The sequence below is a fragment of the Kitasatospora sp. CMC57 genome, from assembly GCF_045866025.2.
In the GTDB taxonomy this organism is placed as follows: domain Bacteria; phylum Actinomycetota; class Actinomycetes; order Streptomycetales; family Streptomycetaceae; genus Kitasatospora.
Genome location: NZ_AP035881.2, coordinates 2,267,841 through 2,287,114 on the forward strand (window position 1 = coordinate 2,267,841; position 19,274 = coordinate 2,287,114).

At 72.5% G+C, this 19,274-nt stretch carries 15 protein-coding genes; 5 read left to right on the forward strand and 10 right to left on the reverse strand.

Annotated elements, in window-relative coordinates:
* Positions 1–236 precede the first annotated feature (236 nt).
* Entirely contained in the window at positions 237–1,322 is a 1,086-nt protein-coding gene (gene sepH, locus ACKUU6_RS10090; RefSeq protein WP_407988152.1) for a septation protein SepH, read from the forward strand.
* Positions 1,323–1,361: 39 nt separating this feature from the next.
* Here the strand turns inward: sepH and ACKUU6_RS10095 are convergent, their stop codons facing one another.
* On the reverse strand, positions 1,362–2,198 hold the full coding sequence (locus tag ACKUU6_RS10095; RefSeq protein WP_407988153.1) for a sulfurtransferase: 837 nt from the start codon (positions 2,196–2,198) through the stop codon (positions 1,362–1,364).
* 126 nt (positions 2,199–2,324) lie between these two features.
* On the opposite strand from ACKUU6_RS10095, the gene ACKUU6_RS10100 reads away from it, so the two are divergent.
* On the forward strand, positions 2,325–3,029 hold the full coding sequence (locus ACKUU6_RS10100; RefSeq protein WP_407988154.1) for a VOC family protein: 705 nt from the start codon (positions 2,325–2,327) through the stop codon (positions 3,027–3,029).
* Positions 3,030–3,170: 141 nt separating this feature from the next.
* Here the strand turns inward: ACKUU6_RS10100 and ACKUU6_RS10105 are convergent, their stop codons facing one another.
* From ACKUU6_RS10105 to ACKUU6_RS10120, 4 genes are all read right to left on the reverse strand, one after another.
* Positions 3,171–3,833: a thymidine kinase gene (locus ACKUU6_RS10105; RefSeq protein WP_407988156.1), complete on the reverse strand. Its 663-nt coding sequence runs from the start codon at positions 3,831–3,833 to the stop codon at positions 3,171–3,173.
* A gap of 34 nt (positions 3,834–3,867) precedes the next feature.
* Positions 3,868–5,037 (reverse strand): alkaline phosphatase family protein, encoded by a 1,170-nt coding sequence (locus ACKUU6_RS10110; protein ID WP_407988157.1) that lies wholly within the window; start codon positions 5,035–5,037, stop codon positions 3,868–3,870.
* Positions 5,038–5,046: 9 nt separating this feature from the next.
* Positions 5,047–5,637, reverse strand: coding sequence for a DUF5998 family protein (locus ACKUU6_RS10115; protein WP_184913544.1), 591 nt, complete (start codon positions 5,635–5,637; stop codon positions 5,047–5,049).
* 92 nt (positions 5,638–5,729) lie between these two features.
* Positions 5,730–8,498: a GNAT family N-acetyltransferase gene (locus ACKUU6_RS10120; RefSeq protein ID WP_407988158.1), complete on the reverse strand. Its 2,769-nt coding sequence runs from the start codon at positions 8,496–8,498 to the stop codon at positions 5,730–5,732.
* Between the two features lie 300 nt (positions 8,499–8,798).
* Between ACKUU6_RS10120 and ACKUU6_RS10125 the strand changes: the two genes are divergently transcribed.
* The gene (locus ACKUU6_RS10125; RefSeq protein WP_407988159.1) at positions 8,799–9,077 is read left to right on the forward strand and encodes an HPr family phosphocarrier protein; all 279 of its coding nucleotides are present in this window, start codon (positions 8,799–8,801) and stop codon (positions 9,075–9,077) included.
* 63 nt (positions 9,078–9,140) lie between these two features.
* Here ACKUU6_RS10125 and ACKUU6_RS10130 read toward each other — a convergent pair whose 3' ends face one another.
* The 4 genes from ACKUU6_RS10130 to ACKUU6_RS10145 all read right to left on the reverse strand — a co-directional run bounded on the left by ACKUU6_RS10130 (position 9,141) and on the right by ACKUU6_RS10145 (position 14,352).
* Positions 9,141–10,061: a glutaminase gene (locus ACKUU6_RS10130; protein ID WP_407988160.1), complete on the reverse strand. Its 921-nt coding sequence runs from the start codon at positions 10,059–10,061 to the stop codon at positions 9,141–9,143.
* 53 nt (positions 10,062–10,114) lie between these two features.
* On the reverse strand, positions 10,115–11,308 hold the full coding sequence (locus ACKUU6_RS10135) for an RtcB family protein (protein ID WP_407988161.1): 1,194 nt from the start codon (positions 11,306–11,308) through the stop codon (positions 10,115–10,117).
* 309 nt (positions 11,309–11,617) lie between these two features.
* Positions 11,618–13,003: a M16 family metallopeptidase gene (locus tag ACKUU6_RS10140; protein ID WP_407988162.1), complete on the reverse strand. Its 1,386-nt coding sequence runs from the start codon at positions 13,001–13,003 to the stop codon at positions 11,618–11,620.
* Positions 13,000–14,352, reverse strand: coding sequence for a M16 family metallopeptidase (locus ACKUU6_RS10145; RefSeq protein WP_407988163.1), 1,353 nt, complete (start codon positions 14,350–14,352; stop codon positions 13,000–13,002). Before ACKUU6_RS10145 ends, ACKUU6_RS10140 begins: the two co-directional genes overlap by 4 nt.
* A 252-nt stretch (positions 14,353–14,604) precedes the next feature.
* On the opposite strand from ACKUU6_RS10145, the gene ACKUU6_RS10150 reads away from it, so the two are divergent.
* Together ACKUU6_RS10150 and ACKUU6_RS10155 are read left to right on the forward strand one after the other, a co-directional pair.
* Positions 14,605–17,058, forward strand: coding sequence for a DNA gyrase/topoisomerase IV subunit A (locus ACKUU6_RS10150; RefSeq protein ID WP_407988164.1), 2,454 nt, complete (start codon positions 14,605–14,607; stop codon positions 17,056–17,058).
* A 185-nt stretch (positions 17,059–17,243) separates the two neighbouring features.
* Positions 17,244–18,143: a sucrase ferredoxin gene (locus ACKUU6_RS10155; protein WP_407988165.1), complete on the forward strand. Its 900-nt coding sequence runs from the start codon at positions 17,244–17,246 to the stop codon at positions 18,141–18,143.
* A 70-nt stretch (positions 18,144–18,213) separates the two neighbouring features.
* Here ACKUU6_RS10155 and ACKUU6_RS10160 read toward each other — a convergent pair whose 3' ends face one another.
* Entirely contained in the window at positions 18,214–19,260 is a 1,047-nt protein-coding gene (locus tag ACKUU6_RS10160) for an ABC transporter substrate-binding protein (RefSeq protein ID WP_407988166.1), read from the reverse strand.
* Positions 19,261–19,274: the final 14 nt, after the last annotated feature.

Below are 19,274 nucleotides of genomic sequence, written 5' to 3' on the forward strand. Positions count from 1 at the left end.
TGGATGCCACGAATGGAGTACTGTTCGTGAAGCCTGAGCCTTCGGTCATCAGTGCCGACTGTCCATCAGACGGCGGCCGGGGCATCCCGGGCGCAGCGTCGACCGACGACGTGGCAAACAGGCAACCGTGCCACAACGGCAGGGCCGGGCGAAAGCCCGACACGCCGAGTAACTCTGCAAGGTTGTGGCCAGTCGCGAGTGGGCAGGCCACACTCAGTACGGGAGCAGCGACGCAGGTGACGTCGGCAGGCACCACCCGGGAGGTAACCGTGCCCGAACTGCGCGTCGTGGCCGTCAGCAACGACGGCACACGGCTGGTGCTCAAGGCTGCCGACAGCACGGAGTACACCCTCCCCATCGACGAGCGGCTGCGCGCCGCCATCCGCGGGGACCGTCCGCGCCTCGGCCAGATCGAGATCGAGGTCGAGAGCCACCTCCGCCCCCGTGACATCCAGGCCCGGATACGAGCCGGTGCCTCCGCTGAGGAGGTCGCGCAGGCGGCGGGCATCTCGGTGGACCGGGTCCGGCGCTTCGAGGGTCCGGTGCTGGCCGAGCGCGCCTTCATGGCCGAGCGGGCACGGAAGACCGCGATCCGTCGGCACGGCGAGTCCACCGGCCCCCAGCTCGGCGAGGCGGTCGCGGAGCGGCTGGCCCTGCGAGGTGCCGAGAAGGACGCCGAGGCCTGGGACTCCTGGCGCCGGGACGACGGCACCTGGGAGGTCTTCCTCTCCTACCGCGCCGACGGCGAGAGCCGCAGCGCGAGCTGGACGTACGACCCACCGCGCCGCCTGGTGCAGCCGAACGACGACGAGGCCCGCGCGCTGATCGGCGAGAACGTCGAGCGCGAGGAGGAGCAGGTCTTCCCGTTCATCCCGCGGATCGCCCGGCTCCCCCAGGACCGGCCGGCCCGCCCGATGATCGAGCGGCCCGCCCTGCCCGACCGGATCATGGCGCGCGAGGCCAGGGAGGCCCGCGAGGTCAGGGAGGTCCGGGAGGCGACGGCCGAGAACCGGGACTCGCTCACCAGCCTCCTCGACGTGGTGCCCGCCTACCGCGGCGACCTCTCCGTCCCCGTGGCGGAGCCGGTGATCGCCGAGGAGCCGGAGGAGACCGAGGAGCAGGTCGCCCCGGCGGCCAGTGTCGGTGCCGGATCGGCGTACGCGGACATCCTGATGCCGCGGGCGGTCGCCCCGCACCGGGAGCGGCTGGTCGGCACCACCGACCGGCAGGCCGAGGCGGACGGGGTCCGGCCCGGCCGGCGCGCCACGGTGCCCAGCTGGGACGAGATCGTCTTCGGCAGCCGCCGCAAGAAGCAGGAATGAGCCGGTGGGTCGGGCACCGCCCGACCCACCGTCACCTGTTCACGCGCCGGTCGCCACCGGGTTCGCCGGGTCGGCGCACCACTCGCTCCACGAGCCCGGGTAGAGCGTGAACCCCGGGTACCCCGCGACGGTCAAGGCCAGCAGCTGGTGCGCCGCCGTGACGCCGGAGCCGCAGTAGACCCCGACCTCCGTCGCCCCGTCCACGCCCAGCGCGCGGAACCGCTCGGCCAGCACGGCCGACGGCAGGAAGCGCCCGTCTGCGGCCACGTTCTCCGTGGTGGGCGCGCTCACCGCACCGGGGATGTGACCGGCCCTCGGGTCGATCGGCTCGACCTCGCCCCGGTAGCGCTCGCCCGCCCGGGCGTCCAACAGCAGCCCGGTACGGGCCAGTTCGGCCGCCCCGGCGGCGTCCACCGTCGGCAATGCGCCAGGCTGCGGCTTGAAGTCCCCCGGCTCGACCGCCGGTTGCTCCACCGACTGGGGCTGCCCGGCCGCCAGCCAGGCCGCCAGGCCCCCGTCCAGCACCCGGACGTCGGTGTGCCCGGCCCAGCACAGCAGCCACCAGGCCCGGGCCGCCGCGGTGGCCGGACCCGCGTCGTACACCACCACCGCACGGTCGCCCCGGACGCCCGCGCGGCGCAGCGCCGCGCCGAACACCTCGACGTCCGGCAGCGGGTGCCGTCCCCCGGCGCCGGGCGGGGCGGCCAACTCCTCGTCCAGAGCCAGGAAGTGAGCGCCCGGCAGGTGCCCGGCCGCGTACTCCTCGGCGCCCGCCGGACCGCCCAGCTGCCAGCGGATGTCCAGCAGGACCGGCGGCCGATCGGTGGCGAGTTCGGCGGCCAGCTCGGCGACCGTGATCAGGGGGGAAGTGGTCATACCCCTATTGTTCCCGCACAACTCCGCTCTTTGTCTGGTCTTTGCACGGCTCGCCGGGGTATGTCAGGTAGGCACGCCGTCGGCAGTGGAACCATTCCTCTGCGACGCGCTCCCGAGGAGGTCCGCATGACCGCGGTGAAGGCCCGAGTGGCCCAGGGCACGCCCTGCTGGGTAAGCCTGATGACGGACGACCTGGAGGGTGCCAAGACGTTCTACCGCGCTCTGCTCGGTTGGGAGTTCGGGCCCGGACCGAGCCAGCTCGGGGTCTACGTCCGGGCTACCCTGAACGGGGCGAAGGTGGCCGGTCTGGGGGACCAGCCGCTGGGCACCGGCCACCCGGTCGAGTGGACCACGTACTTCGCGGTGGACCAGGCGGACGACGTGGCGCAGCGGATCCGCGAGTGCGGCGGCACCGTGGCGGTCGGACCGCTGCAGGCCGCGGACGCCGGCCGGCTGGCGATCGCCTCGGACATCGCGGGCGCGGTCTTCGGCCTCTGGCAGGGCGAGCAGCACCACGGCTGGGACGTGCGGAACGTGCCGGGCGCACCGGCCTGGGCCGAACTGCTCACCCCGGACCGCGAGGCCGACGCCTTCTACGACACGGTCTTCGGCCCCGGGGTCGAGCGCACCGTCCGCCCGGGCGACCTGCGGGACGGGCCGCCGCGCTGGCGGGTGCACTTCACCGTCGCGGACCCGGATCTGACGGCGACTCAGGCGGAGCGGCTGGGTGGCCGGGTGCTGGTGGCCCCGCACGACACCGAGCGGGGCCGGGTGGCCCGGCTGGCCGACCCGCAGGGCGGGCGCTTCTCGGTGGTCGGGGCTGCGCTCTAGCCGGGCGGTACGGACCCTGCCGGGCGCTCGGGCGGGGAGCTGACAGGCGCGTCATCGTGCGCGAGGTCGGCGTCGCCCGCGCGGCGGAGCCGCACCTCAGCAGCGCCCCGAGCCCCTGCCGGTGCACCGTGGGCCGACGGCTCAGGTCCGGTGGTTGCCGTCACCGAAGGGCAGGACGTCCGGGGAGAGGACCGAGGCGCGGGCGGTGGCGGCGGTGAGCCGGCGGCGGTGGTGGCGGCGGCAGAGGACCTCGTAGCCGACCTCGCCCTCGTTCTTGGCGATGTCCCCGACCACCACCTGGGCGCCCTCGACCACCATGACGCCGCCCACCGTGCGGGCGTTGTGGGTGGCCCGGGCGCCGCACCAGCAGAGGGCCTCGACCTGGAGCACCTCGACCCGGTCGGCCAGCTCGACCAGCCGCTGCGAGCCGGGGAAGAGCTTGGTGCGGAAGTCGGTGGTGATACCGAACGTGAAGGCGTCGATGGAGAGTTCGTCGACCACCCGGGCCAGCTGGTCCACCTGCTCGGAGGTGTAGAAGTTGGCCTCGTCGCAGATCAGGTAGTCCACCCGGCCGCCGGACGAGAGCAGCTGCACCACGTGCGCGTGGAAGTCGAAGCCGTCGGTCACCTCCACCGCTTCGGCCCGCAGGCCGAGGCGGCTGGAGATGGTGGAGGCCCCGGCCCGGTCGTGCCGGGAGAAGATGATGCCCCGGCGGCCGCGGGCGGCGTGGTTGTGGTCGAGTTGGAGCGCGAGCGTCGACTTGCCGCAGTCCATCGTGCCCGAGAAGAACACCAGTTCAGCCATGGGTGGGGCAGGGGCCTTTCGGTCGTGGAGCGGTTCAGGCACGGACTTCGAGCAGCGGCACGATCTGCTCGACCGGGGTCATCGAGCCGTGCAGGCCGATCATCGAGGACTCACCGGGCTCGCTGCGGGAGGCGATCACCGCGATGTCGTCGCGGGCGGCCGCGACCACGTCGCCGATCCGCTGGTACACCCGCTCGTCCACCGTCGGGCCGAACCAGCCCGCGGCTATCGCCTGGTCCCGAGTGGCGACCCACATCCGGTCCCCGAGCACCTCGCTCCAGACCGTGAAGACGTCGGAGGCCGCCCCGGGCACCGCGTACACGTGCCTGGCCCGGCCCTCGCCGCCGAGCAGGGCGACGCCCGCGCTCAGCTCCCAGTCCTCGTCGAAGTCGATCCGGTCCTCGGGGGTGATGTCGATCATGCCGTGGTCGGCGGTGACGTACAGCGCCGAACGCGGCGGGAGCTGCTCGGCGAGGCGCTTGGCCAGCCGGTCCACCTTGTCCAGCATCATCCGCCACTCGTCCGAGTCGACCCCGAACCGGTGGCCCGCACCGTCGAGTTCGCTGACGTACGTGTAGACCAGCGCCCGGTCGTGATCGGCCAGCCACTGGGCGGCCAGGTCCATCCGCTCCTCGCCGGTGGTGCGGCCGAGGAAGGTGCCGCCGGAGAGCGCCACCTGGGTGAGCGGGGTCTGCGCGAACAGCGGTGAGGAGACCTGCGCGGTGGCCACCCCGGCCTCGTGCACCCGCTGGAAGACGGTCGGGTACGGCTGCCAGACCTTCGGCGGGAGCGGCGGCTGCCAGCGCAGCTGGTTCATCAGCTGGTTGCTGCCCGGCACCGCGACGGTGTACCCGGCCAGGCCGTGCAGACCGGGCGGCAGGCCGGTGCCGACCGAGGCCAGCGAGGTCGCCGTGGTGGACGGGAAACCGGCCGTGATCGAGCGGCCGCCGCCGTTGATCAGCGAGTTGAGGAAGGGCGCGTACTCCGGGTGGCGCTTGATCAGCTCCCAGCCGAGACCGTCCACCAGGAAGACGCAGACCCGGTCCGCCGGGGCGAGCGACAGCCCGCTCTCGAACCCGGGCACGCCGAGACCGGCCGCCACGGCGGGCAGCAGGTCGGCCAGCGAACCGGTGCCGTAGTGCGGGGCAGGCGCGTCGGAGGGGTCGAGGATCTCGAAGGCCTCGTACCCGAGATGCGTGGTCATGAGAGCGCGTCAGCCCCGGTTGGCGATGGTGGCCTCGGACAGCGCCCGGGCGAAGACCAGGGACTGGGCGACCGTCTCGGGACCGTCACCCGCTTCGCTGACCCGCAGCGACAGGTCGTCGGCGGTGGCCGAACCGGTGTAGCCGTGGTCGGCCTCGCAGTTCGGGTCCGAGCAGCCGGCCGGCTCCAGGTCGATCCGCTGCACGGCACCCCACCCGATGGTGAGCACCACCTCGCGCGGCAGCGTGCCGGGGGTGTACGTCTCCGGGTTGGCCACCATCCGGCTGAGCACCACCGAACCGATCCGGTCGAGCCGGACGCACTCCGTCGAGGTGGTCGCGTACGGCACCGGGGTCGCGGCGTCGCCGTTCTGCTCGTCGGTGTGGCTGACCACGAACCGGGAGGAGGTCAGCACCAGCACCGTGACGTGCCGGCGGACCTCGTTGGCGTCGAAGGTGGTCTCCTGGTGGACCAGGTAGGAGACGATCGGCTCGGAGCCCACCGCGGACTCCACAGCCTCGGAGACCAGCGCCGGGTAGTAGCCACTGCGCTCGATCGCCGAGCGCAGGTCCTGCGTGGTCGTGGTACCGGTCTTCGCCATAGCTCCATCCTGGCATGTCCCGCGGACGAAGCGGGCGGCACTGCGCCGAGCTTCTGCCGAGGGCGTCCGCTGTCGGACGCAACCAAGGAAGGTTACAGGGTGCTCATGGCACGCGGCCCCAGATCGCTTCGTACCGGGAGGGGCGCGATCCGCACCCTGGCCGCCAGCACCGCAAGGCCGTTCGGGGCCACCACCACCGGTTCCAGGTCCACCGAGGCGACCTCGGGCAGGTCGTCCACCAGCCGGGACACCCGGAGCAGCAGCTCCTCCAGCGCGGCGGTGTCGACCGGCTCCGCGCCGCGCCAGCCGAACAGCAGCGGGGCGGCCCGCACCTCCCGGATCAGCGCGGCCACGTCCTGGTCGGTGGCCGGGATCAGCCGGTGCGCGACGTCGCCGAGCAGCTCGGCCGGGGCGCCGGCCAGGCCGAAGGAGAGGATCGCGCCGACCGCCGGGTCCACGGTGGCGCCGATCACAGTGTCCACCCCGCGCGGGGCGAGCCGCTGCACCACCAGGGCCGCCCTGGCCGCGCCGCCCAGCAGCGCGTCCAGCTCCCGGAAGGCCCGTCGCAGCCCGGGCTCGCCGGTCAGGTCGAGCCGGACGCTGCCCAGGTCGGGGCGGTGCCGCAGGTGCTCGGCGGTGGCCTTGAGCACCACGGGGTAGCCGAGCGTGGCGGCGGCCCGCAGCGCGCTCTCCTCGTCGGGAGCGGGCAGCGCGGGGTGCACGTCGATGCCGTAGTGGCCGAGCAGCGCGGCGGCCTCCGCGTCGGGGAGGGTGATGCGGGCGCCCCCGGGCTGGGTCCTGGCGGCGACGGCGGTACGGGGCTGCAGGGCGGCCTCCACCAGGGCGCGGGCCTCGGCCTCGGCGATCCGGCCCAGCTCGGGCACCCGGGCGGTCTGCTCCGCCGCGGCGGTACGGCGGCGCCAGTCGGCGTACCTGACCGCGTGGGCCAGCGCGTGCACCGCCCGTTCGGGGGCCGGGTAGGCGGGGATGCCGCCGGCCCGGAGCCGCTCGGGCAGCTCGGTCAGCGCCAGGTGGGCGAGCAGCAGCGGCTTGCCCAACTCCCGCGCCCGGCCGGAGGATTCGAGCAGCGCGTCGGCGAACTCGGGCTCGTCCGCGCCCAGGTCGGGGGTCGGGCCCTGGGCCGCGATCGGCGGGATGGCCACCGCGATCACCGCATCGATCGCGGGGTCGGTGAGCGCGGTGTCCAGCGCGATCCGGAAGTTCTCGCCGGTGGCGCCGGTGGTCAGGTCGACCGGGGAGCGCGGGTGCAGCCCGGCGCTGAGCAGCGCGTCGTGGGTGAGCAGCCCGAGCGAGTCGGAGTTGCCGACCACGGCCACCCGGTCGCCGGACGGCAGCGGCTGGTGGGCCAGCAGCTCGCCCACGTCGTACAGCTCGGTGATGGTCTCCACCCGCACCACGCCGGCCTGCTGGAACAGCGCGTCCACGGTGGCGTCGCGGAGCCGGCTGGCGGCGGGCTGGACGGCGTGGCCGGGCGGCAGGCTGCCGGTGTGCCTGGCGCCCTTGATCACCACGACCGGCTTGGTGGCGGCCAGCCTGCGGGCGATGCGGGTGAACTTGCGCGGGTTGCCGAAGGACTCCAGGTAGAGCAGCACCACCTCGGTGGCCGGGTCCTCCTCCCAGTACTGCAGCCAGTCGTTGCCGGAGACGTCGGCCCGGTTGCCGACCGAGGCGAACGAGGAGACGCCGAGACCCCGGCGGTGGGCGGCCTCCAGCAGGGCGACGCCGATCGCGCCGGACTGGCAGAACAGGCCGAACGGGCCGCGCGCGGGCAGAACCGGGGCGAGCGAGGCGTTCAGCGGGTGCTCGGGGTCGGTGTTCAGCAGGCCGAACGCGTTCGGGCCGATCACCCGCATCCCGGCCGCCCTGGCCTGCCGGACCAGCGCGCGCTGGCGGTCCCGCCCCTCGGGGCCCGTCTCGGCGTAACCGGCGGTGACCACCACCAGGCCCTGCACGCCGTGCGCGCCGCAGTCCGCGACGGTGCCCGGCACGGCGGTGGCGGGCACCGCGATCACCGCCAGGTCGACCGGGCCGGGGATCTCCAGCACCGAGCGGTGGGTCGGCACGCCGTCGATGTCGGTGCCGGGCGGGGCGTTGCGGTTCACCGCGTACAGCTCGCCGTCGAAGCCCCGGAGGTTGCGCAGCAGCGCCCGGCCGACCGACTGCGGGTTCCGGGACACCCCGATCACCGCGACCGAACGGGGCGTCAGCAGCCGTTGCACCGAGCGGGCCTCGGCGCGGTGCTCGCGGGCCCGCATGACGGCCAGCGAAGAGTCGGTGGGCTCCAGGTCGAACTCCAGGTGCACGACGCCGTCGGCGTAGGAGCGCTGCTGGGTGTAGCCCGCGTCGGTGAAGACCTTCACCATCTTGCGGTTCTCCGGCAGCACCTCGGCGGTGAACCGGCGGATGCCGCGCTCCTGGGCGACGGCGGCGATGTGCTCCAGCAGCGCGGAGGCCACGCCCCGGCCCTGGTGCGCGTCCTGCACCAGGAAGGCCACCTCGGCGTCGGTGCCGGTGGTCGACGGCCGCCCGTCCGGGTCGATCCGGTCGTACCGGACGGTCGCGATGAACCTGTCCCTGACCACCACCGCCAGGCCGACCCGGTTCACGTAGTCGTGGTGGGTGAAGCGGCGGACGTCCCGGTCGGAGAGCCGGGGGTAGGGCGCGAAGAAGCGGAAGTACTTGGACTGGTCGGAGACCCGTTCGTAGAACTCGACCAGCCGGTCGGCGTCGGCCTCGGTGATCGGCCTGATCCGGGCCGTGCCGCCGTCACGCAGCAGGACGTCGGCCTCCCAGTGCTGGGGGTAGCTGTGCTCGTCGCGGTGCGGCGCGGGGTCTTCCACAGCGTCAGGTTAGACGTTCGAGCGCTCAGGCGGACCGGTCGCGCGCGGTCGTCGCGTCGGCCGTCACCCCGGCGGTCGGGCAGCGGTGGGGCGGCGGTGGGGCGGCGGTGGGGCGGCGAGCCGCGTGGCGCGGGGCCGGTCGGCGGGTCAGGGTGGGAGCTCGGCCGCCGAAGCGGCCCGGGGCGGCGCGACCACCCGGTTCGCAGGCCCGGTACGCAGGCCCGGTTCGCTGGTCACGTTCGCATGGCACACTGGTCTAGACAACATGGCTCCACCAGCACCACCTGAAAGGCACGTCTCATGGCTGAGCGCCGCGTCACCATCGGTTGGCCCGAGGGCCTGCACGCCCGTCCCGCCTCGGTCTTCGTCCGCGCGGCGACCGCCGTCGGCGTGCCCGTCACCATCGCCAAGGAGGGCGGCAACCCGGTCAACGCCGCCTCCATGCTGGCCCTGCTCGCCCTCGGCGCCCAGGGCGGCGACACCGTGATCCTGGCCTCCGACGCCGAGGGCGCGGACCAGGCGCTGGACCGCCTGGCCAAGCTGGTCCAGGAGGGCCTGGACCAGCTTCCCGCCGCCTGACCGCCCTGCTGAAGGGGTGCACCGGGAACTCCGGTGCACCCCTTCAGCGCGCTCGGATCGGACTCAGAACACCGACCAGCCGGTCGCGGTGGTCAGCGCATCCAGTGCCGCCACCCCCAGGACCGAGTTCCCGGCCTGGTCCAGCCCCGGGCCCCAGACGCAGACCGCGCCGCGCCCCGGCAGGACGGCGAGGATCCCGCCGCCCACACCGCTCTTGCCCGGCAGTCCGACCCGGAACGCGAACTCCCCTGCCGCGTCGTACGTCCCGCAGGTGAGCAGCACCGCGTTCACCCGCTTCGCCTCGCTGCGGGTCAACAGCCGCGAACCGTCCGCGCGGACGCCGTGCGAGGCCAGGAACCGTCCCACCAGCGCCAGGTCGCGGCAGCTGGCGGCGATCGCGCAGTGCGCGTAGTAGTGCGCCAGCACGCTGTCGACCGGGTTGCGGAGGTTCCCGTAGCTGGCGATGAAGTGGGCCAGCGCCGCGTTCCGATGCCCGTGCCGCGCCTCCGAGGAGGCCACCGCGTCGTCCACCTCGATCGTCGGGTTCCCCGACTCCGCCCGCAGGAAGTCCCGCACCGCCCCCACCGCGTCCCCGGTCAGCTCCAGCAGCCGGTCCGTCACCACCAGCGCCCCCGCGTTGATGAACGGATTGCGCGGAATCCCGTGCTCGGTCTCCAACTGCACCAGCGAGTTGAACGGATTCCCGGAAGGCTCCCGCCCCACCCGCTTCCACAGGTCGTCCCCACCCTCCGCCAACGCCAGCGCGAGGGTGAACAGCTTCGACACGCTCTGCACCGAGAACGGCGTCTCCCAGTCCCCCGCCCCGTACACCTCCCCGCCGACCGTAGCGATCGCCATCCCGAACGCGGTCGGATCGACGACGGCGAGCGCCGGGATGTAGTCGGCGGGGCGGCCGCGCTCGGGGGCGCGCAGGGCGGTGTCCATCACGTCGTGCAGAAGTTGCTGGTAGTCCACGCCGCCCATTCTGGGCACGGAACGGCCGGGGATGCGTCAGCACCCCCGGCCCTGAGTGGCGGTCAGCCCTTCACGCAGACGACCTGCTTGAGCTGGGCGACCACCTCGACCAGGTCACGCTGCTGCTCCATGACCTTCTCGATAGACTTGTAGGCGCCCGGGATCTCGTCCACGACGCCGGTGTCCTTGCGGCACTCGACGCCCTTGGTCTGCTCCGCCAGGTCCTGCGCGGTGAACTTCTTCTTCGCCGCCGTACGGCTCATCTTCCGGCCGGCGCCGTGCGAGGCCGAGTTGAACGCCGCCTCGTTGCCGAGACCACGGACGATGTACGAGCCGGTGCCCATCGAGCCCGGGATGATGCCGTAGTCGCCCGAGCCGGCCCGGATCGCGCCCTTCCGGGTGACCAGCAGGTCGACCCCGTCGTAGCGCTCCTCGGACACGTAGTTGTGGTGGCAGCTGATCACCTGGTCGTAGGCGACCCTCGCCTTCGGGAACTCGCGCCGGACGATGTCCTGGAACAGCGCCATCATCACCGCGCGGTTGTTCTTTGCGTACTCCTGCGCCCAGAACAGGTCGCTGCGGTAGGCCGCCATCTGCGGGGTGTCCGAGATGAAGACCGCGAGGTCGCGGTCGACCAGGTTCTGGTTGTGCGGAAGCGAGCGGGCGACACCCATGTGGTGCTCAGCGAGCTCCTTGCCGATGTTCCGCGAACCCGAGTGCAGCATGAGCCACACCGAATCGGATGTATCGACACATACCTCCACGAAGTGGTTTCCTCCGCCCAGCGAACCCATCTGCTGGGCGGCCCGCTCGCGCTTCCACTTCACCTCGCCGGCGATGCCGTCGAAGCGGCTCCAGAAGTCGTCCCACCCCGCCGCCCGGAAGCCGTGCAGCTTGCGCGGGTCGACCGGGTCGGAGTGCAGGCCACGGCCGACCGGGATGACCTGTTCGATCTTGGACCGCAGGCGCGACAGGTCGTCGGGGAGGTCCTTGGCGGTCAGCGAGGTCTTCACCGCGCTCATGCCGCAGCCGATGTCGACGCCGACCGCCGCCGGGCAGACCGCGCCCTTCATGGCGATGACGGAGCCGACGGTGGCGCCCTTGCCCAGGTGGACGTCGGGCATCACGGCGAGGCCGTGCAGCCAGGGGAGCGAGCTGATGTTGCGCAGCTGCTGCATGGCCTGGCCCTCGACCGTCGAGGGGTTGGTCCACATCCGGATCGGGACCCGGACGCCGGGGACTTCGGTGTACGACATGCTGAACGACCTCCAGGGGTCGGCTGGTTCCAAGCTTAGTGAGGGTGCCGCGCGAAGCTTCCGGCGTGGCTCGGGGAAGGCGGGGGTGCTCGGCTCAGCGAGCGGTACAGGGGAAGCACGGTCGCCTGAGGGAGCTGGTTCGCTCGACCCGCATGGTGACCGCCTCCTCTCCTGTGTGTGGCCGCCCGACCGGGCGACGGGTGCAATCTAGCCACAGGGGGCGACACTGCGGCAATGGATTAAAGCGGCGGCGGCCCGGCGGAGCTGGTGCTCCGCCGGGCCGCCGGGAACGACCGCGAACGACCGGGGTCAGCTGATGACGGTGACCTCGCCGATCCCCAACTCCCGCACGTCGTCGGCGAACTGGGAGGCGTCGCCGACCAGCACGGTGACCAGCCGGTCCGGCGGGAAGGCGGCGACCACGGCGTCGGTGGCGGCGGCGGTGTCGAGGGCGGCGAGCTGCCGGTAGATCTCGGCCTGGTAGTCGTCGGGCAGGTACTGCTCGACCTGGTCGGCCAGGGTGGCGGCGACCGAGCCGGCCGTCTCGTACTTGAGCGGGGCGACCCCGACCAGGAACTGGACGGCCTCCTCGCGCTCGGCGTCGGTGAGGCCCTCGGCGGCCAGCGAGCGCAGGATGGTCCAGGTGTCGGCCAGGGCGGGGGCGGTGGAGGCGGTGTCCACCGAGCCGCTGATGGCGAGCAGCGCGCGGCCGGTGCCCTCGGCGTTGGAGCGGAGCGGCTGGGCGAAGGCCCGGACGCCGTACGTGTAGCCCTTCTCCTCGCGCAGTACGCGGTCGAGGCGGGAGGTGAGGGTGCCGCCGAGGCAGTAGGTGCCGAGGATCTGGGCGGCCCACAGCGGGTCGTGGCGGTCCGGGCCGATCCGGCCGATCAGCAGCTGGGTCTGGACGGAGCCGGGGCGGTCGACGATGACGACCCGTCCGGCGTCGTCGGCGGTGACCGGGGCGTGCACGCCGGGGGCGGTGGGCGCGGCGGTCCAGCTGCCGAGGGTGGCTTCGAGCAGGGCGCCGAGGTCGAGGCCGGTCAGGTCACCGACCACCACGGCGGTGGCGGTGGCGGGCCGGACGTGGTCGACGTAGAAGGACTGGACGGCGGCCCGGGTGATGTTCTTGACCGTGTCGGCGGTGCCGCTGCGCGGGCGGGAGAGCCGGTCGGCCTCCTCGAAGAGCGTGGCGTAGAGCGCCTTGGCGGCGCGGCGGGCCGGGTTGGCCTGCTCGTGGACGATCTCGTCGAGGCGGTTGGCGACCAGCCGCTCGATCTCGTCCTCGGGGAGGGCGGGGGCGCGCAGGGCGTCGGCGAGCAGGGTGAGGCCGCGCTCCAGGCGGGAGGCCGGGACCTCCAGGGAGACCCGGATGCCGGGGTGGTCGGCGTGCGCGTCCAGGGTGGCGCCGGCCCGCTCGAGCTCACCGGCGTACTGCTCGGCGGTGAGGGTGTCGGTGCCTTCGCTGAGGGCGCGGGCGAGGATGTTGGCGATGCCGTCCAGGCCGTCCGGTTCGGCGGCCAGCGGGGCGTCCAACTGGATCTCGACGGCGACGAGTTGCTGGCCGGGCCGGTCGCAGTGCAGCACTGTGAGGCCGTTGGCCAGGGTGGTGCGCTCGGGGGCTGGGAAGGCCCAGGGGCTGGGGGTGCCCGCGGCCGGCTGCGGGTGGAAGGTCATGGTGGGGGTGGGGTCGGTCATGCCGCCGCCTCCTCGTCCTCGGTCTCGGCGGCGTCGTCGCCCTCGGCAGCGTCGTCGGTGGTGGTGGGCTCGTACACCAGGACGGCCCGGTTGTCGGGGCGCAGCCGGGCGGCGGCCACCGCCTTGACCTCTTCGGCGGTGACGTCGAGGACCTTGCCGAGCGCCTCGTTGAGCAGCTTGGGGTCGCCGAACAGGACGGCGAAGCGGCAGAGTTCGTCGGCGCGGCCGGCCACAGTGGTGAGCCGGTCGAGCCACTCGCGTTCGATCTGGGCCTGGGCGCGCTCGAGCTCCTCCGGGGTGGGCCCCTCGGCGGCGAACCGGGCGAGCTCCTGGTCGACGGCGGTCTCGATCTGCTCGATGGTGGCGTCGCCGGAGGTCTTGATGTCGAGCCAGCCGAGCGAGGGGGCCCCGGCCAGGCGGAGCAGGCCGAAGCCGGCCGTGACGGCGGTGCGGTCGCGGCGGACCAGTCGGCTGTAGAGACGGCTGGACTCGCCGGAGCCGAGGATGGTGAGCGCCAGGTCGGCGGCGTCGGCCTCGCGGGTGCCGTCGTGCGGCAGGCGGTAGGCGGCCATCAACGCCCGGGAGGGGACGTCCTCCTGGACGAGTTCGCGGATCTCCGCGCCGATCACCTCGGGCAGGGCGCCGTCGCGCGGCGGCTGCTTGCCGTCGTGGGCGGGGATGGTGCCGAAGTACTTCTCGACCCAGGCGATGGTCTGCTCGGGGTCGAGGTCGCCGACGATGGAGAGCACGGCGTTGTTGGGCGCGTAGTACGTCCGGAAGAACGTCCGGGCGTCCTCCAGGGTGGCCGCGTCCAGGTCGGCCATCGAGCCGATCGGGGTGTGGTGGTACGGGTGGCCGTCCGGGAAGGAGAGCGCGGTGAGCTTCTCGAAGGCGGTGCCGTACGGGACGTTGTCGTAGCGCTGGCGGCGCTCGTTCTTGACGACGTCGCGCTGGTTCTCCATCGAGGTGTCGTCGAGGGCGGCGAGCAGGGAGCCCATCCGGTCGGCCTCCAGCCAGAGGGCGAGCTCCAGTTGGTGGGCGGGCATGGTCTCGAAGTAGTTGGTGCGCTCGAAGCTGGTGGTGCCGTTGAGGGAGCCGCCGGCGCCCTGGACCAGTTCGAAGTGGCCGTTGTTGGACACGTTGGCCGAGCCCTGGAACATCAGGTGCTCGAACAGGTGGGCCAGGCCGGTGCGCCCCTTCACCTCGTGGCGGGAGCCGACGTCGTACCAGAGGCAGACGGCGGTCACCGGGGTGAGGTGGTCCTCGGAGAGCACCACGCGCAGGCCGTTGGCCAGGCGGTGCTCGGTGATGGCGAGGCCTCGGGTGGAGGCGGGGGCCGGGTTGGCCATGCTGGGTCCTTCCCGTCTTCGAGTCGTCGGTCCGGGCGGCTGGAGTGCCGTTCCCTCATTGTGGTGCAACGCGCGGGGCGCTCGGATGTGCCCGCGCCAGCGGGGCGTTCGCCACGGGCGGAAGTAGCGTCAGGAGGAGGGGGTTGACCGAGGCTGTGGGCGGGAGGGTCCACAATGGGGGGCGCCGTACCCCGGCAGCCGCCCGGACAGTTACCGAAGTACCCGTCAGAGACGCAAGGGAGCCCCGCCGCGATGGCCCGCCGCAGTTCGCCCACCCCGCCGCCCGGAGACTTCGAGGAGCGCATCCTCGATGTGGACGTGGTGGACGAGATGCAGGGCTCCTTCCTGGAGTACGCCTACTCGGTCATCTACTCCCGTGCCCTGCCCGACGCCAGGGACGGCCTCAAGCCGGTGCACCGGCGGATCCTCTACCAGGCCAACGAGATGGGCCTGCGGCCCGACCGCGCGCACGTGAAGTGCGCCCGCGTGGTCGGCGAGGTGATGGGCCGTCTGCACCCGCACGGTGATGCCTCGATCTACGACTCCGTGGTCCGGATGGCGCAGCCGTTCTCGATGCGGTTGCCGCTGATCGACGGCCACGGGAACTTCGGTTCGCTCGGCAACGACGACCCGCCGGCCGCGATGCGGTACACCGAGTCGCGGCTGACGGCGGCCTCGATGGCACTGGTGGAGTCGATCCACGAGGACACCGTCGACTTCGGGCCGAACTACGACGGCAGCGAGCAGGAGCCGATCGTGCTCCCCGCCGCCTTCCCGAACCTGCTGGTGAACGGCGCGTCCGGCATCGCGGTCGGGATGGCGACCAACATGCCGCCGCACAACCTCTCCGAGGTGGTGGCCGCGGCCCGGCACCTGATCAAGCACCCGCACGCGGACCTCGACACCCTGATGCGGTTCGTGCCGGGCCCTGACCTGCCGACGGGCGGTCGGATCGTCGGGCTGTCGGGCATCCGGGACGCGTACGAGTCGGGCCGTGGCACCTTCAAGATCCGGGCGACGGTCTCGATCGAGGCGGTGACGGCCCGGCGCAAGGGCATCGTGGTCACCGAGCTGCCGTACACGGTCGGCCCGGAGAAGGTGATCGCCAAGATCAAGGACCTGGTCGGCGCGAAGAAGCTCCAGGGCATCGCCGACGTGAAGGACCTGACGGACCGCGCGCACGGCCTGCGGCTGGTCATCGAGGTGAAGAACGGCTTCGTGCCGGAGGCGCTGCTCGAACAGCTCTACAAGCTGACGCCGATGGAGGAGACCTTCGGCATCAACAACGTCGCGCTGGTCGACGGCCAGCCGCTGACGCTCGGGCTGAAGGAGCTGCTGGAGGTCTACGTCGACCACCGGTTCACGGTGGTGCGGCGGCGCAGCGACTTCCGTCGGCGCAAGCGTCAGGAGCGGCTGCACCTGGTCGAGGGTCTGTTGGTCGCGCTGGTCGACATCGACGAGGTCATCGCGATCATCCGGTCGAGCGAGAACGCGACGCAGGCCAAGGAGCGCCTGATGGAGCGCTTCTCCCTGTCGGAGACCCAGACGACGTACATCCTGGACACGCCGCTGCGCCGGCTCACCCGCTTCGACCGCGTGGAGCTGGAGGCGGAGCAGGCCAAGCTGCTCTCGGAGATCGCGGAGCTTACCGAGATCCTGGAGTCGGACAGCAAGCTGCGCAACGTCGTGTCGGGTGAACTCGGGGCGGTCGCCAAGCAGTTCGGCACCGAGCGGCGGACGGTGCTGCTGGAGGCGGGCGCGGTGCCTGCCGCCACGCTGTCGGTGCCGCTGGAGGTCGCGGACGACCCGTGCCGGGTGCTGCTCTCCTCCACCGGGCTGCTGGCCCGGCTGGCGGACGGCGAACCGGCCGAGCCCTCGGAGTCGCGGGCCAAGCACGACGTGGTGGTCTCGGCGGTCTCGGCGACGGCCCGGGGTGACGTGGGTGTGGTGACCTCGGCCGGGCGGGTGCTGCGGCTGCCAGTGATCGACCTGCCCGCGCTGCCGCCGTCGCCGACGCTGTCCCTGGCGGGCGGCGCCGCGGTGAGCGAGTTCCTGCGGTTGGACGACGGCGAGCGGGTGATCGCGCTGACCACGCTGGACGAGTCCTCGCCGGGGCTGGCGCTGGGCACGGTGCAGGGTGTGGTGAAACGGGTGGTTCCGGAGTGGCCCGCGAACAAGGACGAGTTCGAGGTGATCGCCCTCAAGGAGGGTGACGCGGTGGTCGGTGCGGTCGAACTCCGCACCGGCGAGGAGGACTTGGTCTTCATCACCTCGGACGCGCAGTTGCTGCGCTACCCGGCCTCGCAGGTCCGTCCGCAGGGTCGCCCGGCGGGCGGCATGGCGGGGGTGAAGCTCGCGGACGGCGCGCGGGTGCTGTCGTTCGCGGCGGTGGACCCGGCGGCGGACGCGGTGGTGGTCACGGTCGCGGCGGCCTCGGCGACGCTGACGGGTGGGGAGCACACGAGCTGGAAGGTCACGCCGTTCGAGCAGTACCCCCGGAAGGGGCGGGCCACCGGTGGGGTGCGCTGCCAGCGCTTCCTGCGCGGTGAGGACGCCCTGGCGTTTGCCTGGGCGGGGCCGGCTCCGGCCCGCGCGGCGACGGCGGCGGGTGCTCCGGTCGCGCTGCCCGAGCGTGATCCCCGCCGCGACGGCTCCGGCACTCCGGTGTCGGGCACCATCGCGGTGGTGGCGGGGCCGGCTTTCTAGGCGGCGAGCTTTTTGGAGGGCTCCAGCCAGGAGCTCGGGGAACGGCGAGGGTGTCTGGCGTGCGGGTCAAATGACAACGTGCCTGACCGCCTACGCATGGGTGGCCATTGCTGAGGTGGCCCTCGCCGTTCCTTGAGCCCCTGGCCGCAGGGGCCGGGCGGCTGCCGAAAGGTAGCCTTACCTGTGTGGGTACCTGTGCAACTCTCTCGCGTGAGCTGACCGAGCCGTTGGCTGCCACTGCGGCGGCGGCCGCGACGTGGCTGTTGGTCGAGCAGGCGGGGCCGTGGGGTGCGAAGGCGCTGACCGAGAGTCACCTGGATGCGGCAGTGGGCCGGGCCTTGGATGCGGCGGCCGAGGGCACGGGGGTGCGGGTCGCGCTGATCCGGCGCCCGGGGCGTCATGCGGACTGCCTGCCGACCGCCCGGCACGAGGTGATCGTGGCGCACACGGCGCCGGGCGACTCCTGGGTCCGGCGCACGGCGGTGGCCGATCCCGCCGAGCTGCTGGCGCTGGACTTCGCCGCGCTCGGCGCGGGCGTGCACGGCGGTTTCGGTGCCGAGCACCGGGGCGATCCGCTGGCGCTGGTCTGCACCAACGGCCGCCGGGACCGGTGCTGCGCACTGCTGGGGCGGCCGCTGGCGGCCGAACTGGCGGCCGCCGGACATGCCGAGGTGTGGGAGGTGACCCACCTCGGCGGGCACCGGTTCTCCCCCACCATGCTGGTGCTGCCGTTCGGTTACGCGTACGGGCGGCTGACCCCCACCTCCGCCAAGGAGGTGCTGGCCGCGACCGCCGCCGGGCACACCGTGACCGAATTCTCGCGCGGACGCTCGTACTGGGACCGCTCGGGCCAGGCCGCCGAGCAGGCGGTCCGGGAGCTGACCGGTGAGACCGGCGCGGATGCGCTGACGCTCGTTCAGCAGTCGGACGGTCCGGTCGAGGTGCGGCACACCGACGGACGGCGCTGGCAGGTCGAGGTGGTCCAGGGTGTCAGCGAACCGCCCCGGGCGGAGAGTTGCGGCAAGAGCCCGGCCACTCCGGTCCGGATGGACGTCCGCTCGATCCGTGAGCTGAGCGGGCACTAGCACCACGAGTTATGCTGACGGCCCCTCACCCGCTGTCCAGGAAGGTAAGGGGCCGTCAGGGAACCGCGACTCAGCCCGCCTTGGTGACGAACTCCGTGGTGTAGGTCTTCGAGAGGTCGATCGACGCCTCCTTGCCCTTGACGTCCGGGTGGAAGGCGCCGAGGACGGCGAGGACCGTCTTGGGTCCCTCGGGCGGCATCACCCCGTCGGTGGTGAACATCGGCAGCGTCGCCTTGATCGCCGCGGCGTACTGCTCGGCACCGCCCTGGGCGTAGTCGGCCGGCATCTGGGCGGCGATCTCGGCGGGGGTGTGGGTGTTCATCCACTTCAAGGTCTTGACGAAGGCGTTGGCCAGCTTCTGGGTGGTCTCCTTGTTCTTCTCCACCCAGTCGGTGTTCATGTAGAGCGAGGACGAGGGGTAGAGCCCGCCGAGGGCGGCCTTGGAGCCCTCGGGGGTGCGCATGTCGTAGAGCACCGTGCCGAGGTTCTTGGCCAGGATGTTGGCGACCGTCGGGTCGGTGGTCATGCCGGCGTCGATGCTGCCCTGCTGCATGGCGGCGATGAAGGTCTGTCCGGCGCCGACCGCTATCGGGCTGAACTCGCTGACCGCGACGCCGTTCTTGACGGCGAGGTACTTGGTGAGGAAGTCGGTGGAGGAGCCGATGCTGGTGACGCCGAGCTTCTTGCCCTTGAAGTCCGCACCCGTCTTGATCGCGTCGGCCTGCTTGGCGGAGACCACCTCGACCTCGCCGGGGGCCTGTGAGAACTGGACCACCGACTCGACGTTCTTGCCCTTGGCCTGAAGGTCGATGGTGTGGTCGTAGAAGCCGACCGCGCCCTGGACGTCACCGGCGAGCAGCGCGGTGGTGGCGTTGACGCCGGCCGGTTCGGTCATCAGCTCGACGTTGACGCCGGCCTGGGCGAAGTGGCCGAGCCGCTGGGTGAGCATCGCGGGCAGGTAGATGACCTTGTCCAGGCCGCCGACCATGATCTTGACCTTGGGTCCTTCCACGGTCTGCCCGGCCTCGGCGTGGGTGGAGGAGGCGGCGTCGTTGGCACAGGCGGTGAGGGAGAGCAGCAGGGTGGCGGCGGCCGCTGCGGCGAGGGTTCTGCGCATGGGTGGATGCCTTT

What these genes read in the sequence shown, in the direction of transcription:
- ACKUU6_RS10095 (WP_407988153.1), bottom strand. Translation starts at nt 2,198, where the DNA reads ATGACCACTTCCCCCCTGATCACGGTCGCCGAGCTGGCCGCCGAACTC.
- ACKUU6_RS10100 (WP_407988154.1), top strand. Translation starts at nt 2,325, where the DNA reads ATGACCGCGGTGAAGGCCCGAGTGGCCCAGGGCACGCCCTGCTGGGTA.
- ACKUU6_RS10105 (WP_407988156.1), bottom strand. Translation starts at nt 3,833, where the DNA reads ATGGCTGAACTGGTGTTCTTCTCGGGCACGATGGACTGCGGCAAGTCG.
- ACKUU6_RS10110 (WP_407988157.1), bottom strand. Translation starts at nt 5,037, where the DNA reads ATGACCACGCATCTCGGGTACGAGGCCTTCGAGATCCTCGACCCCTCC.
- ACKUU6_RS10115 (WP_184913544.1), bottom strand. Translation starts at nt 5,637, where the DNA reads ATGGCGAAGACCGGTACCACGACCACGCAGGACCTGCGCTCGGCGATC.
- ACKUU6_RS10125 (WP_407988159.1), top strand. Translation starts at nt 8,799, where the DNA reads ATGGCTGAGCGCCGCGTCACCATCGGTTGGCCCGAGGGCCTGCACGCC.
- ACKUU6_RS10130 (WP_407988160.1), bottom strand. Translation starts at nt 10,061, where the DNA reads ATGGGCGGCGTGGACTACCAGCAACTTCTGCACGACGTGATGGACACC.
- ACKUU6_RS10135 (WP_407988161.1), bottom strand. Translation starts at nt 11,308, where the DNA reads ATGTCGTACACCGAAGTCCCCGGCGTCCGGGTCCCGATCCGGATGTGG.
- ACKUU6_RS10140 (WP_407988162.1), bottom strand. Translation starts at nt 13,003, where the DNA reads ATGACCGACCCCACCCCCACCATGACCTTCCACCCGCAGCCGGCCGCG.
- ACKUU6_RS10145 (WP_407988163.1), bottom strand. Translation starts at nt 14,352, where the DNA reads ATGGCCAACCCGGCCCCCGCCTCCACCCGAGGCCTCGCCATCACCGAG.
- ACKUU6_RS10150 (WP_407988164.1), top strand. Translation starts at nt 14,605, where the DNA reads ATGGCCCGCCGCAGTTCGCCCACCCCGCCGCCCGGAGACTTCGAGGAG.
- ACKUU6_RS10160 (WP_407988166.1), bottom strand. Translation starts at nt 19,260, where the DNA reads ATGCGCAGAACCCTCGCCGCAGCGGCCGCCGCCACCCTGCTGCTCTCC.